At 54.8% G+C, this 14,503-nt stretch carries 9 protein-coding genes; all 9 read right to left on the bottom strand.

Annotated elements, in window-relative coordinates; genetic code table 11:
• Positions 1–4: 4 nt before the first annotated feature.
• Positions 5–1,402 carry an aggregation-promoting factor C-terminal-like domain-containing protein gene (locus G7Y41_RS02100; RefSeq protein ID WP_231367341.1) on the bottom strand — a complete coding sequence of 466 codons (1,398 nt, stop codon included), beginning with the start codon at positions 1,400–1,402 and terminating at the stop codon, positions 5–7.
• A gap of 229 nt (positions 1,403–1,631) precedes the next feature.
• The gene (locus G7Y41_RS02095) at positions 1,632–2,765 is read right to left on the bottom strand and encodes a resuscitation-promoting factor (protein ID WP_231367340.1); all 1,134 of its coding nucleotides are present in this window, start codon (positions 2,763–2,765) and stop codon (positions 1,632–1,634) included.
• A 162-nt stretch (positions 2,766–2,927) separates the two neighbouring features.
• Complete coding sequence (locus tag G7Y41_RS02090; RefSeq protein ID WP_165316179.1) at positions 2,928–3,848, bottom strand: TatD family hydrolase; 921 nt, start codon at positions 3,846–3,848, stop codon at positions 2,928–2,930.
• Between the two features lie 21 nt (positions 3,849–3,869).
• Entirely contained in the window at positions 3,870–4,454 is a 585-nt protein-coding gene (locus tag G7Y41_RS02085) for a DJ-1 family glyoxalase III (RefSeq protein ID WP_165316180.1), read from the bottom strand.
• Between the two features lie 53 nt (positions 4,455–4,507).
• A complete protein-coding gene (locus G7Y41_RS02080) occupies positions 4,508–8,002 on the bottom strand; it encodes an ABC transporter ATP-binding protein/permease (RefSeq protein ID WP_165316209.1) in 3,495 nt (1,164 codons plus the stop codon).
• A 253-nt stretch (positions 8,003–8,255) separates the two neighbouring features.
• Positions 8,256–8,975, bottom strand: a complete 720-nt coding sequence (locus tag G7Y41_RS02075; RefSeq protein ID WP_165316181.1) for a sialate O-acetylesterase — start codon at positions 8,973–8,975, stop codon at positions 8,256–8,258.
• 41 nt (positions 8,976–9,016) lie between these two features.
• On the bottom strand, positions 9,017–9,916 hold the full coding sequence (locus G7Y41_RS02070) for a hypothetical protein (protein ID WP_165316182.1): 900 nt from the start codon (positions 9,914–9,916) through the stop codon (positions 9,017–9,019).
• Between the two features lie 110 nt (positions 9,917–10,026).
• Positions 10,027–12,267 carry a beta-glucosidase BglX gene (gene bglX / locus G7Y41_RS02065; RefSeq protein WP_269207960.1) on the bottom strand — a complete coding sequence of 747 codons (2,241 nt, stop codon included), beginning with the start codon at positions 12,265–12,267 and terminating at the stop codon, positions 10,027–10,029.
• A gap of 47 nt (positions 12,268–12,314) precedes the next feature.
• Positions 12,315–14,477, bottom strand: a complete 2,163-nt coding sequence (locus tag G7Y41_RS02060) for a beta-glucosidase family protein (RefSeq protein WP_196819535.1) — start codon at positions 14,475–14,477, stop codon at positions 12,315–12,317.
• Positions 14,478–14,503: the final 26 nt, after the last annotated feature.

Here is a 14,503-nt window from a genome sequence, read left to right as displayed (position 1 = left end):
TGGCCTAGTACCAGCCAACAGAATTGGAGTGTCCCAGAGCCGAACACGGGGTTCCGTAACGCCCGGCGATGTACCCAAGGCCCCACGTAATCTGCGTTGCAGGATTGGTCCTCCAGTCTGCACCGGCGGACGCCATCTTCGTTCCGGGCAGAGCCTGGGGAATACCGTAGGCCCCCGAGGAGGGGTTCGCCGCGTAGGGGTTCCACCCCGATTCCCGGTTCCACAAGGTCACGAGGCACTGGAACTCTGAGGACGACCATCCGCGACCGCTGACGAGGCCCTGCGCAATTGATCGGGGGTCCTCACCCGAATACGTCAGTGGCACACCCGCAGATTGTGCCGCCGCAAGCAGATCAGCGGCCTCGCTACCGGACACGTATTGTGCCAGTTCCTCGGGGGTGGACAAGGATCCAAGTTTTGCCCGATACCGCACGGAAGTCGTGCCGTCAGCTTCCGTTTTTTCCTCGAGTTTCGCTTTCGGGTCGATTCCCGCGGCAACGAGAGCCTCAGGAGTGACGTCCTTCGTTCCCACGGAGCGAATCTGTGTCGTCGGTTCAACGAGGTTCACAACCGATGTTTCGACGCGATGGACCACTGCGTCGTCGGCTTTTTCTTCCCAGACTGTTGTCATGGACGAGCCGTTGACTCCCAGGGTCGTCACCTGCGATTCCCCGACGAACATCTGCGCGTCCTCGCGATCCTCCTGAGTAAAGGGAACGGACTGCGTCTGCGTGGCTTCTCCACGAGAGACGCGGGCAACGGACACCACGAGCTGCCCATCATCCGCCGTCGATACGCTCACGCGGTCAAGGGGTGACACCTTGACACCCGCTGATTCCAGGACCTGATGCGTCTGCTGACCTGGACGAGCCTGAGTTGTTGTCTCGTGTCCGTCAACAATCACCGATACGGGACGAGGACGAGCAACGAGCGACGTCACGGTTGGTCGAGTGCTTGATCGATCAGCAGCGAGAGCTACCTGAGTACCGGAATACCCGGCATCGGCGAGAATCGCGTCGGCGGATTCTGAGGTTGACCACACGGTTTTCACGCGTCCGTCAACGGACAGAGTGTGCGGCGAGGCGGTACGCACGATCACTGTTCCCCCATTGGGAACGGTCTCCTCGGCGGAGGGCTGAACGAGATCATGAGGTCCCACGGTGATGCCGGCGGCAGCGAGCACGGAGTCCACATGGGAATTCCAGACGGTGACGGGACGTGTTACGCCGTTCACTTCCAGCATGATATCGGATCGTGACCCGACGACACCGGTGGCGGCGCTTGCAACAACAAGAGTTGCGGCAGCGCAGGCACCGACGATCACCTGAGGTGCTGACCTTGGGCGGGTCAGGCGTGATGCCACGGATTCGGTGATCTGACCTCGTGTTTGCGTATGCCCCACAAAAAGCCCCTCACTGATCTCATGATCGATGTCTTGGTGTATTGCTCTATGGTCCAGCGGCGCGCCGTTCCCTCACAACTCGTCAATCGTAACCGATTTGTGACAATGCTGGGGAGTGATTCACTACTCCCCAGCACGAGATATTCTCCGCCCCGAAAAGGCTTCTCCTACATCCCTACTGATGGGAACGAAAGCCACTGTCGAGGAACGGACGGACGGCTACACGGTCTCAGCGCAACCCGAGGGAAGCCGAACACGCAGGCCACTGCCCCCACCCGGCGCGCTGCTGAAGAAGCTGCGCCCGATACGTCTGCTCAGCAAGCGAATTCTCGGATGGAAGACCCGAACCTCCAACAGCCTGCCACGTCGAAAGTGAGAACTGATAGGCCCCGTAGAACCCGTTGCCCGTGTTCGTTGCGGGGTTACCACCCGACTCACACTGCGCCAACGCAGCCCACACCCCGCCAGATGACACCAGGGCAGCACCCGCCGAATCCCTGGCCGCAGACATCGAAGCCAAGCCATCGGCTGAGTTTAGGTCCTTCATCTTTGTTCCCACGGCAACAATTTTCGTCACCGGTTCAACGCGTTCCTTGCTGAGCAACACATCAACGGTCACTTCGCCATCAACGGTCTCTTGGTACGAGGTTGTGGTCACCGACCCGTCTTTACCTTCCTCAATGACGCGGGTCTTTCCGAACTCCAGTGAGTCATCCGCACGTTCCTCGGTGGTAAAGGGAACAGCCGTCGTTGTCGAAACATTCCCGCGCGTCACTCGGGACACGCGCAGAGTCAGAGCACCGTCCTCGGAAATGAACTCCACCCGATCAAGAGCCGAAACGCTCACTCCTGCGTCCTCAAGAAGTGCCGTCACGTCGCTCGTGTCGGTTGTTTCCACCGGAATTCTCTGTCCATCGGCAATGATCGTCACCGTCTGAGCATCAGCGGCGGCGGGAAGCTTTTCCCGCACCGTGGAACGGTCGGCAGCAAGAACAACGGAATCCTGCGCGCCAATGGAATCCAAAACGTGCGCCACCGATGTCGCTGTTGACCAGGCGTGATCTCTGCGCCCATCGACAACCACGTCGTAACGAGTCGCCGAACGCATGGCAACGGTATCCCCAGATCTCACCGATTCCTCGGTTGCGGGGGCAACAAGATCATGCTCACTGACAACAACTCCCGCAGCGGCGAGAACCGATGCCACATTTGGGAAGAATCCCGACATCGGCCGGGAAACTCCGTCAACTTCGACCGTAACCTCCTTATACGAGGAGGCAACTGCTATTCCCGCGGTCGACATCATGGTCAGGGCCAACGCTGAGGCAGTCGCGATCACGGTCCATCGCGACGGATTCCACATCCGCATATACGTCCTTTGTTCGGCGTCATCCGCTGCGCTGCACCCAGCGACGTATCGCACGGTGAGGCCGACGGATCTTCGCGATCAACGGTAACCAAGTAAGGTACGCCCGTGCGACCCTTCGTGTCACTTCTCACTATTACCGAGGACGAGCGCAGCCGTCTACACCCAGCGTCCATACACCCGCTGCGTGTTCTCCATCAGCTGGTGGCACGCCTCGTCCTCGGCAAGATCCCACAGGTCAGCGATCATTCGCACCGTATGTGCCATGACGTAGGACGCATTGGGGTTGCCGCGTTCGGGAACCGGCGTCAAGTAGGGGGCATCCGTTTCAACGAGGACGAGTTCGCGAGGCAAAGTGAGAAGAGCCTCACGCAGGTGAGTGTTCGCCGGATAGGTCAGCGGCCCAGCAAACGAGGCATACCACCCGTTGTCTTTGAGGCGTTCAGCCATTTCTCGGTCGCCGGAATAGCAGTGGAACACGATCCGCTGGCTCACATCAGCGGATTCGTCAAGAACCGCAAGGGTGTCCGCGTGAGCGTCCCGATCGTGGATCTGCACGGGAAGATCCACCTCACGGGCAAGTTGGAGATGAGAACGGAAGGATTCAATCTGGGCTGTTCGTCCAGGCTGCGCGGTACGGAAATAGTCAAGTCCTGTCTCTCCAACAGCAACAACCATCGGATCCTTGAGTGCCTGCTCGACCTCGACGAGTGCGTCAACGAGGGGAACATGGTGGCTCAGGGGCTGTGGCGTCAGTCCATCGGGGGATGGGTCCGCGTGTCCTGCATGCAGGGCCGCTTCGTTTGGATGGATCGCCACGGCGACGCGCACCCCCGTAAGCTGACGTGCCAGTTCACACGTGGGTTGGAACTCCGGAAGTTCGCACGCAGAGGTGATTGCACCAACAACCCCGACCTGTCGAGCCCATTCGATCTGCGTTTCGACACTTGGGCGAACATCCGAGGCTTTCGGAATAGCGAGTTCGTGAGTTGCCAGGTGCGTGTGATTATCAATGACGGGCGCAGCCAGCGGGCTTGGAAGACTGGGCCATGTCCGTGATTTTTTCGAGTTCTTCCCCATTGATGCGTGTCGTCCCTCAAGCTACCGCTGGTAGACGATTCCTTTCTTGACCTCCGCAACGGCGTCGTCCCCCAGAAGTGTCTGGACGATCTCTAATCCCAACTCAACCGCCGTCCCCATTCCTCGGGACGTGATAACCGCCCCGTCGTGAACGACGGCGTCCTCGCTGATCACCGCACCTCCTTGGGCGATCGCATCCATAAATCCCGGGTTCGCTGTCGCACGGATTCCATCAAGTATTCCCGCCTGGGCAAGAACCGAGGGAGCCGCACAGATCGCTGAGATGAGCTCGCCTGTTTCTCCTCGCCGTCGAACTTCCGCTGTGACAGCATCGCAGTCACCCAGGTTGAGGGTCCCGGGCAATCCGCCGGGGAGAAAAACGAGTGAGTAGTCCGACAGGTCAGTGTCGGACAGGAGGCGTTCACAGATCAAGCGGATGCCGTGGCTGGATTCGATTTCCAGCTGGTCACCAACGGCGATGAGGTCTGAGCGAATGCCTGCGCGATAGAGAACATCCACCACGGCTAAGGCCTCGACCTCTTCAAGTCCTGACGCGATGAGAACGGCGACGCTCTGATCGGTGACGCACGGAGTTGGAGTCGGCATGACATTTCCTCTCGTCAGTATCGAACACTCATCACTGTACGCCCCAGCCGGCCCTATTCGGCGCGAAGCGCCTCCACAGGATCTTCTCGTGCGGCCCGGGCCGAGGGAATGAGACCGGCGATCAAAGTGAGTACCACGGAAATGAGAATGAGGACGATTGCCACCAGGAGCGGAAGCTGCGCAATGTTCTCCACGCCCAAGGTGTGTTCGACCACGATATTCGCAACCACCGCCAGACCGAGCGTGATGACGACTCCCATGATGCCCGCGAGCAGTCCTTCGATCACGGTTTCCGCGTTGAACACGTGTGAAATGTCGCGGCGTGACGCCCCGATCGACCGAAGAATCCCGATTTCTTTCTTGCGTTCAAGAACCGAAATGTAGGTGATGATCGAGATCATGATTGACGAGACGATGAGGGAAATGGACACGAAGGCGATGAGCATCCACGAGATCATGTCGATAATGCTCGTCACCTGACTCATGAGCAGGCCAACCATATCCGTGTACGTGATGACCTGCGCTTCCTTGCCCGCAGAGGTCTTTGCCTCGTTGTAGGAGTCGATGATTCCTTTAACCGCATCCTTTGAGTCAAAGGACTTGGGGTAAATGCTGATGAGGGATGGATCGTGGACATCGCCCCACCCAAGCATCCGCAGATTCTGCTCATACGAGGGCACCTGCCGCGTCATGAACGTCGACATCACAGCCGCAAGATCCGACTGATCCATGTTGAGGCGAAAAGCCTGCGCAAAAGCACCGGGGTCCATGTTCATTGATGTCGACAGCGCTCCCATGAGTTGACTCATGGCCGACTCCAGAGACCCGGCAATCCGGTCCTGAATTGTCGTCATCATCTGCGTCATTGCGCCGCTCATCGCCGTGGAGAGATAGTTTCCCATCGCGCGACTCATCGAGGACGCAACGGCGCCACCGAGCTGCGTCGAGATCTGCTGTCCAATTGCCCGAGCAAAGGTCTGTGAGACATCACGAGCAATGGCGGTCAGTGCCGGATCCTCCCTCAGCGCCTGCGCGAGGTTAGCCACGACGACGTCCTCGTCAATGACGGCATCAGAGTTGACGATCTCATCGATCTGCCTCTTGACCTCATCGGACTCGAAGTAGTGCGACACGATGACACCAAGATCGACATCGGGGACACCATCTCCGTCCTCGTCCCCTGCCGCATGAACTCCTTGACGCAGAGCGTCACTCAGCCCCTGCGCGATGGGCACGAGAGCACCGGCCAGATACTCACCGGCTCCGTCCTTGAGCGCACCGTCCTTGAGTGCCGTGCTCAGGAGCGCTGCGACATCAATGTTTGCCAACTGTGGGTAGATCGTCGACAAGTCAGAAAGGTCCAGAGTGGACCAGTCGATCGTCGACAGATCAACAGCACCGGCTAGCTGCGATGGGTCGAAAGCCTCGGCCAGCCCCGACATATCCAGGGATGAGAGATCCGCAGCTGATAGAGACACACCCGACAGATCCATGCCAGTCAGATCAAGCGCGCTCAGTTCCCGCTCAAGAGCAGATGAGTCAACAGCGAATGCAGCGCGGAGTTTCTCACCGTCAACGGTGAAGAGCTTGGAGAAGTCGACGGCACTTTCTGCCCCGGTCTTCACCTCTTTTTCCAGCTGAGAGAACGTCTTTCCCGTGAAAACATCAGTCGTCGGGTTCGCCAACTGCGACTCAACGATCTTTGAGCTGGCAGCTTGAGCCATCACCTCATCGGTGAGCTTCGCGCTATAGTTCAATCCCTGGCGAAGTAATGACACCTGAGGGTCTTTGGCTCGCACAATGCCGGTGACAGTGAGCTTTTCTCCCGAAGCGATCGTCTTCTTCATGAAGGCGACGTCCTCCGAACGATCAGTCCAGACCTTGAAATTCTCATCCCACGTGTACCGATCGGCGGCGTTGACTCGTGCGAACTCCGTCCCGATGATGTCGTCATAGGAATAGGACCCAAAAGTTGCCTGATGTGCGCCGTGGGACACCCCTGCGCTTTGAGCCTCTAACTCAGTCGCATTGCCCGATTTTCCTGCGGCGATATCACCTAGGCGCCCCGAATAGTACTTCTCCATAATGTCTTCAAGTTCTGCGTGGGGACGCAGACCCAGGGTGTAGGCATCGACGTCAAGGATCTTGCCTGATTGATCAAGAACCATGACAAGGTCCGTCGGCTTCTTCGGCCAATCCCCAGCAACAACCTCATAGTTCTTTTCGTACAGCTGCGCGTTCCTGGGAAGTTGATGGAATGAACTCGTTGTCATCATGAGTGAAAATGCGCCCGAGCCATACGCCTGGTTCATCGCCGCAAACGAACGATCCGGGTTGACCTGAATGATCCCCTCCGATGTGTCCGCCTGATAGATCTGAGGTTCAACGTCGTAGGCATATTCGATTGCGGTCACGTGATCGTTGATTTTTCCACCGTTGGAATCAACGTATGCCTTGAGGGAGCGCAGGTCGTTAACATTTGTTGATTCAGTCATCGACGTCACTGACGGCTGAACCTCGATCTTCTTCCTCGATCCAACCTCACGACTGCCGGCAGACTCGCTCCCTTCTCCTCCTGTTCCTTGAGGCATCTGCTTCATCATCTTCGTCAGGTCAACGCTAGTTTCTTGAATCGTCAGCGGATAGGAGTTGAGGGCTTCCTCCTGTGTCTTCGCGATATACGCGTTCACGCCGTTAGCTAACGCGAGGATCGCTGCGATCCCGATGATGCCGATGGATCCAGCAAAGGACGTCATCACGGTGCGCCCCTTCTTCGTCATCAGGTTATTCGCCGACAAAGAAAGCGCGGTCGCCAAGGACATCGAGGTCTTCCGAGGAGCCGAAGCGGGGCGCGCCTGAACGGTTCCCGGGACGAAAGGATGGGAATCGGCCGTGATCCTCCCGTCAGTGAGTTCCACAATCCTCGTTGCATATTCGTGAGCAAGCTCAGGATTGTGGGTGACCATGATGACAAGTCGGTCGTTGGCGACTTCGCGGAGCAAATCCATAACCTGAACGGAAGTCTTTGAGTCCAAAGCTCCCGTGGGTTCGTCAGCGAGAACAATCTCCGGATCATTGACCAGCGCCCGGGCAATGGCCACGCGCTGCATCTGCCCACCCGAGAGCTGAGCGGGACGTTTGCGTACGTGATCAGCGAGGCCAACTTGTTCTAGAGCCTCAAGTGCCCGGCGTTGACGTTGCGCACGGGACACCCCAGACAGTGTCAAGGCAAGCTCAACATTGGCCAGCACCGTCTGATGGGGAATGAGGTTATACGACTGGAAAACAAAGCCGATGCGGTTATTCCGATACGTATCCCACTGACGGTTCCGGTAGTGACGCGTTGATGTTCCATCAATGACGAGGTCGCCGTCGTCGAATTGGTCAAGTCCTCCGATGATGTTGAGCATCGTCGTTTTGCCAGATCCCGAATGGCCGAGGACGGCAACAAATTCGTTATCCCGGAAGGCAAGGGACACGTTGTCGAGGGCGACCTGAGTCAGAGATGCCGTCGTGTAGGACTTCGTTACTGACCGCAATTCAAGCATCGGCAATCCCTCCTCAGTTTTCTTCACCGACTTTTCGTCGCCGACTCTCGCCATCGTCTTGCTTCGAGGTTAGTCCGCCGCGCTCTCCCGTGCCTCCACAAGATCTTCTCGTCCAGCCTGCCTTACTCGGCGCGAAGCGCCTCCACAGGATCTTCTCGTCCGGCCGGGCCAAGGGAATGAGACCGGCGATCAAAGTGAGTACCACGGAAATGAGAAGCTGTATTAACGTTTTACAGCTATTCCCCTATGTACGTCACTTCACCAATACCTTAGACGGTCTAGCAGGAAGACCAGCACTGTTATACAGATTAATTCGGTACCAGCCAGTGCACCCCAATTCCACAGTAAAAGGCTTCTTGATATGAAGTGTGTCACCGCAGAGTGTCATAGTCTCACCTTCGACCGAAGCAGTCACCCCATCCAGGTTCACAACCTGGCCGTCCTCAATAACACGAAGACCACCCACCTTTGTGGGATCGGTCTTTACGCCATCAGGGGTATGGTCCGCAATATAAAGACCATCGCCGGTATTGGTGAAGCGCAGAATCAGCGCTCCGCCCTCTTCCTTCGCGGAGACCAGTGTTGGAGCTTCGCACAACACATCGTCTCCATAAACCTTGCTTTCAGCGAGAAGAGCCAGGCGGTGGCCGACAGGCTGTTTTTTCTTAGGATGAATATCCAGTTCCATTCCTATGTCACTGATGACAGCCATTCCTGTGCCTGGAACTCTTTCGGAAGCAAGCTGCTGCGCTTCCCTAATCTCGACATAAGGCTCACCCACTGATTGCATCCACCTGCCGAAAGGAGCAATCTGGACAAACAGGAAGGGCAGCTCCTCCTGCCACAGGTCCCGAAAACCCTGGATCAGAGCAGGAAACAGGGTCGCGTAGACTTCAGGGTGACGATCCCCATCGGACTCTCCCTGATAAAACAGAATGCCCCGAAGAGTAAAGGGAGCAACCTGACAGAGCATACTTTCGTATAGTCCACAGGGCCTAGTTTCTGTCTTTGGCCCTACGGTTGGAGCATGTACTGACATGTCAATGGTCGACACATCCAGTTCCTGCCCAGTGAGTTTTTGACGACTTCGCCAAGACTTGCTCCCTGCAACAGCAGATCGGTGAAGGGGTCCTGAAACGGATCTGTTCGCCACGCAGGAGAATTTTGGCGAAATTGCGCCTCGTAGTTCTCCAAATTCAGTGTCTTAAGCCCTTCTTTATACTCGTCGATCCATACCTGGCCACCGCCTTTCCGTATTTCTTCTTCATTCATCCATGCGCAGGCAGGAGTCCCACCCCAGTTGCAACCCACGATCCCCACCGGAATACCGTAGGAACCCTGGATTTCTTTTGCAAAATAGTATCCCACGGCTGAGAACCATTCCAGATCCTCCGGGCAAGCTTTTCTCCAGAATCCAAAATTCTTCCCATAATCCGCTTCACCGATCTGTTCCGGATAGGACACCTCCGGATAGTCAAAAAAGCGAATGTCAGCATTGGAGCAAACTCTCTTTTCTTCTGGAAAATCTGCATCATAGCGCATGAAGAATTCCATATTGGATTGACCGGAGGCTAACCAGACATCTCCAACCTGAACATCCTGATACGTCATCACATCGCTAGCACCGGAAATTACGAGGATTTCTAGAAAAGAGGTTCGAAGGGGAGGGAGTTTTACACACCAACGCCCCTCCATGTCAGCTTTACAACTACAGGTCTGACCTTGTATAGACACGGAGACGGTTTCGTTCGGTCTGCTTGTACCCCAAACGGCTACAGGCTTCTCCCTTTGCAGAACCATATGATCCTGAAACAACATTGCCGGTTTCAGCATTTTAACCCACTCCCACATTTTCCATGTTTTAAACTTTTCAAAAACTTGTGATACCCTAACTCCAGATTGGATTTTCTTCACGATCAGAACACAGGTTACGTCAGATATGGAATCGACGCAAATAAGTACCAATCTACTATATCAGCAACCGCCTCAAAACCTTCATGACCGCTTTATCCAAATGACAGACATCAGGCAATCACTTCAAATTCACCCTTCAACTCTGCCATACTGTCACCACCAACCCACACATCAAAGATCGTCGCATCCTGAACATAAGACTGCTTTGTCGTACTGTAATAGGACATCTCTTTTGGACCAATACAGAAGGTAATTATCTTAGTTTCACCGGCAAGGATAAAAACTTTCTTAAAACCCTTCAATTCGCGGATTGGACGCGTATCACTTCCCCAACGCTGATGAAGGTACAGCTGAACCACTTCGCTCCCATCTCTGTTTGAAGTATTTGTCACCTCTACTGAGACAGTCAGGTTCTCACCACATGAGATCTTATTCTTGCTGAGCAACAGATTACCGTACCCAAAGGTGCTGTAGCTCATGCCGTAGCCAAAGGGGTAGAGAGGAGAGGATAACTCGTTCCAATAACGTGAGAACGGCTGTTTCTGCTGTGACGCCGGCTGATGTGTCAATGTGGTCGCATAATACTGCGGACATTGACCGGCACTGCGCGGAAAGGTCATTGCCAGATGTGCGGAAGGGTTGACATCACCGAAGAGGATATCTGCAATAGCGTGCCCTCCTTCCCTCCCAGGCTGCCAAGCCATGAGAATGGCATTGACATGTTCCTGGGCCCATGTGACCGCTAGAGGACGTCCACCAATAAGCACCAGAATGACAGGCTTTCCAGTGTCAGTCAGCTTCTCTAGAAGCTCCTGCTGGCGGCCGGGCAGAGACAAATCGGAACGAGAAGACGCCTCTCCAGACATCTCAGCGCTCTCACCCAAAAACGTGAGAATCACATCCGCTTGTTCGGCCGTCTTCACAGCTTCGTTGATAGAGTCGGTTTGCTCAGCCCAGCTCTGAAGCTTCCGCTTCTCTAAGCCAAAGTCGGCAATAAATTCACTGACAAAGTTGGGAATTGTACGCTCCGCAAATGGACCAGGAGCATACAGTACCCGATCTACACCCAGGCGCTCTTTTAGTCCCTGAAGAGGAGTCACTGCATAAGCTGGGACCCCCACCACCGTGGCTGCACCACAGTCAATCTGAGAGTCTGCCAAATATCCAATGACCGCAACCTTACCCGATGTCTGCTCATCTAACGGGAGAATACTGTCCTTATTTTTCAACAGCACGATGGAGTTCTGTGCAGCTTTTCTTGCTAGGGCATGACTGGCAGGATCTTCTGCCAGCTTTTCACTTTTTCCCGGTTCACTATAGGGATTCTCAAACAGCCCCAACTTGAACTTAGTCATCAGAATCGGACGCACCGCTTCATCCAGTTGCCCCATGCTCACTTTGCCCAGTTCCAGAAGTTTCGGCAAATTCTGAAAATACTGGTAACTTCCCATATCCATATTAACAGTGGCACTCATAGCTCTTTCGGCAGCATCCACACCATCTTTGGCATTTCCCTGCACGACCAGATTTCCAATGGTGCCAGCATCTGTGACGATAAGTCGATCAAATCCCATTTCACCTCGCAGAACCTCTTTCAGTTGATAACGGCTTGCAGTAAGCGGCTCACTGTTGAGATCCATATATGCCGTCATCACACTCTCCGCTCCCTGTTGGATACCAGCAGAGAAGGAGGGATAATAGGTGTTGCGAAGCTCACTCTCCGACAGATTAACCTGCTCATAGTCCCGTCCGCCTACACAAGCACCGTAGCCAACAAAATGCTTGAGGCAAGCGGCAATAGATTCCTCGTTGCTGAGATTATTCCCCTGAAAGCCTTTGATCTCTGCGGCAATCAGACGAGAAGCCAAATAAGGGTCTTCCCCCATAGTCTCACCCACTCTGCCCCATCGGGCATCTCTGGCGATGTCGGCATTGGGATAGAAAGTCCAGGTGATACCGTCTGCCCTGGCTTCTTTAGCAGCGACGTGCTGAGCTTGCTCCAGAATCTCAGGATCCCAGCTACAGGCCATGCCCAACGGCAACGGAAAAGCTGTCCGATAACCGTGAACTACGTCGGTTCCGTAAAGCATGGGGATGCCGCACTTGGTGTTCTCTACGGCAATCTTTTGGTACGCGTTTTTATCGCTCATGCTGCTGACATAAAGCATGGACCCAACACCCAAACTGGCCATATCTTTGGGATGAGGCATACCCATGCCGACCATTTGCTCAAGCCCCCATACCTGAGTCAGCTGTGCCAGCTTATCCTGAATGCTCATTCGGGACAGTAGATCCGCTGTCCGATCTTCGGGAGAAAGAGAGGAATCTTTGTAACGCGCTATTTGTTCCATACCATTCCCCTATATTTTCTATGTTTCCACGTAATCTTTACGCAGGATTACAGTAAATTCCATGCCTCATCTAGACGCATCGAGATTCCTGTCAGTTGTTCCGGATCTGCACTAGGTCCTACGAAGAAGACATACTCCGCATTCTCCAGCACCCATGTGTTTGTTTTTTCGTCATAGTATTTGAGTTCTTCGAACGGGATCCGAATTTCTACTGTCTTTTCCTCTCCGGCAGCAAGCGCCACGCGCGCAAAGCCCTTCAGTTGTTTCACATGACGCTCAACATCAGATTTCGGCACGGAGACATAGACCTGCACGATCTCATCGCCCGCGCGTTGACCGACATTCTTCACTGAAGTCTTCACAACGATGCACTCACCGTCCATTGCAGCAGCGGTTTTACCATAAGTAAATTCGGTATAGCTCAGGCCAAAACCAAATGGATATGCGGGGACGCTTCCGTCCCGATCGAGCTTGCGGTACCCATGATCGAAGTCATAGGTGATGGCGTTGGCTTCGAAGAAGTCCACCTGCGGAAGCTGAGACTCGTCGGAGGGGATCACAAAAGGCAGCTTGCCGGAGGGATTAACATCGCCCAAAAGGACAGAGGCCAGAGCGTGTCCGCCCTCCATTCCGGAGTACCAGCCATACAGAATGGCAGATACACTGTCCTCCCACTCTTTGGTAAGGATCATGGAGCCGCTGACCAACACCACTGCAGTGTTTTTGTTGAGTTCCCCCGCTGCACGGATTGCTTTGATCTCGGACTGGCGCAGAGAGAGGCTTCTGCGGTCGCCACCCACAGGCTTGCCATCGTCAGAGGTGTAGGAACCGGCATTGCTGGCCTTAACCTTGGACATCAACGCACCTAAAATCCTATTGCCATTGTTCGAAAATCCCCTGCCCATCAGTGCAACGGAGTTGATATCGCTATCTGGCATAACGTATTCGCCCTCGTCGTTATAGTCGTTACCTGCAATGACGATGACTGCGTCCGCTTTGGGGGCCAGTTCTTTAATACGGTCCAGTTCAGCCTCCCCCACATGAATTACCTCCGTGAGGCTGCCGAACTTCTCGCGGATCCCTTCCAGCGCGGTTACCACGCTGGGAGGGTAAACGTTGGAGCTTCCGTGATCACCGGTATTAGCCTCGGAAGCAAGATGCCCGATGACAAGCACCATCTTGCAATCTTTGCTAAACGGCAACACGTCGCCTTGGTTCTTAATCAGCACGATCGACTCTTCGGCGGCTCTGCGCGCCAGGGCCACGTGCTCCGGACAGGCTACGAGGGACTTGTCATAGGAGATAGGGTCAGGCGTATTTTCAAAAGTCAACTGCGTTTTAAGCACGCGGAGAATCGCTTGATCAATGGTCTTCTCTGAAAGCTTTCCGTCCTTAACGGCCTTTTTCAGCTCCAACCCGAAATGCACTGGAAGCGGCATCTCCATGTCCATGCCAGACTCGATCGCCTTCACACCGTCGCGAAGGGCAAAAATAAAGTCGGTGATGGTGAAACCTTCGAAGCCCCAATCTTCGCGAAGAATCTCCGTCAACAGGTGCTGAGATTCAGAAGCCTGATCGCCTCTGAAGCGGTTGTAGGACCCCATGAGAGAGGCACATCCGGCGTCCACACACTTTTTGAAGTGGGGCAGATAAACCTCCCGCAACGTTCGCTCAGAACAGTCAACGTCCACATAAAAACGGCGATTCTCCATGTTGTTTACAGCATAATGCTTAACACAGGCCATGACATTGTGCGCCTGCACGCCTCTGACCAGCTCAGCTCCCATCTCGCCCACGAGATAGGGGTCTTCACCGTAGGACTCCTGGGCACGACCGCCTGCCGGGTGCATCAGAAGATTGACGCAGACTCCCGCAAAATAGTTGGCACCTTGAGCACGGGCCTCCTTACCTATTGCTTCTCCGATCTCACGCTCAAGCTCTCGGTCAAAGCTGGCCGCTCTCGCAATGGAAACTGGGAAGCAGGTGCTGTGACCCATGACTACGCCGCGAGGGCCGTCAGTAAAGGCCACCGGCGTGATTCCCAGTCTCTTACAACCATGAGACTCGATGGCCACAGGATTATACGTTCGCTTATACACAATACTATCGCGAATCATCTTCCAGTTACCACTGAGGACAAATACCTTCTCCTTCAATGTCATTTTTTTGAGAAGTTGTACTGCCTCTTCATGGATCTGAGTCTCACTCAAATTACATGCCTTTTGAAACATTTAGA

Source organism: Schaalia sp. ZJ405, assembly GCF_011038885.2.
Classification (GTDB): Bacteria; Actinomycetota; Actinomycetes; order Actinomycetales; family Actinomycetaceae; genus Pauljensenia.
Note: the sequence above shows the minus strand (reverse complement) of the source record. Positions and strands in the feature narration are given on the sequence as shown.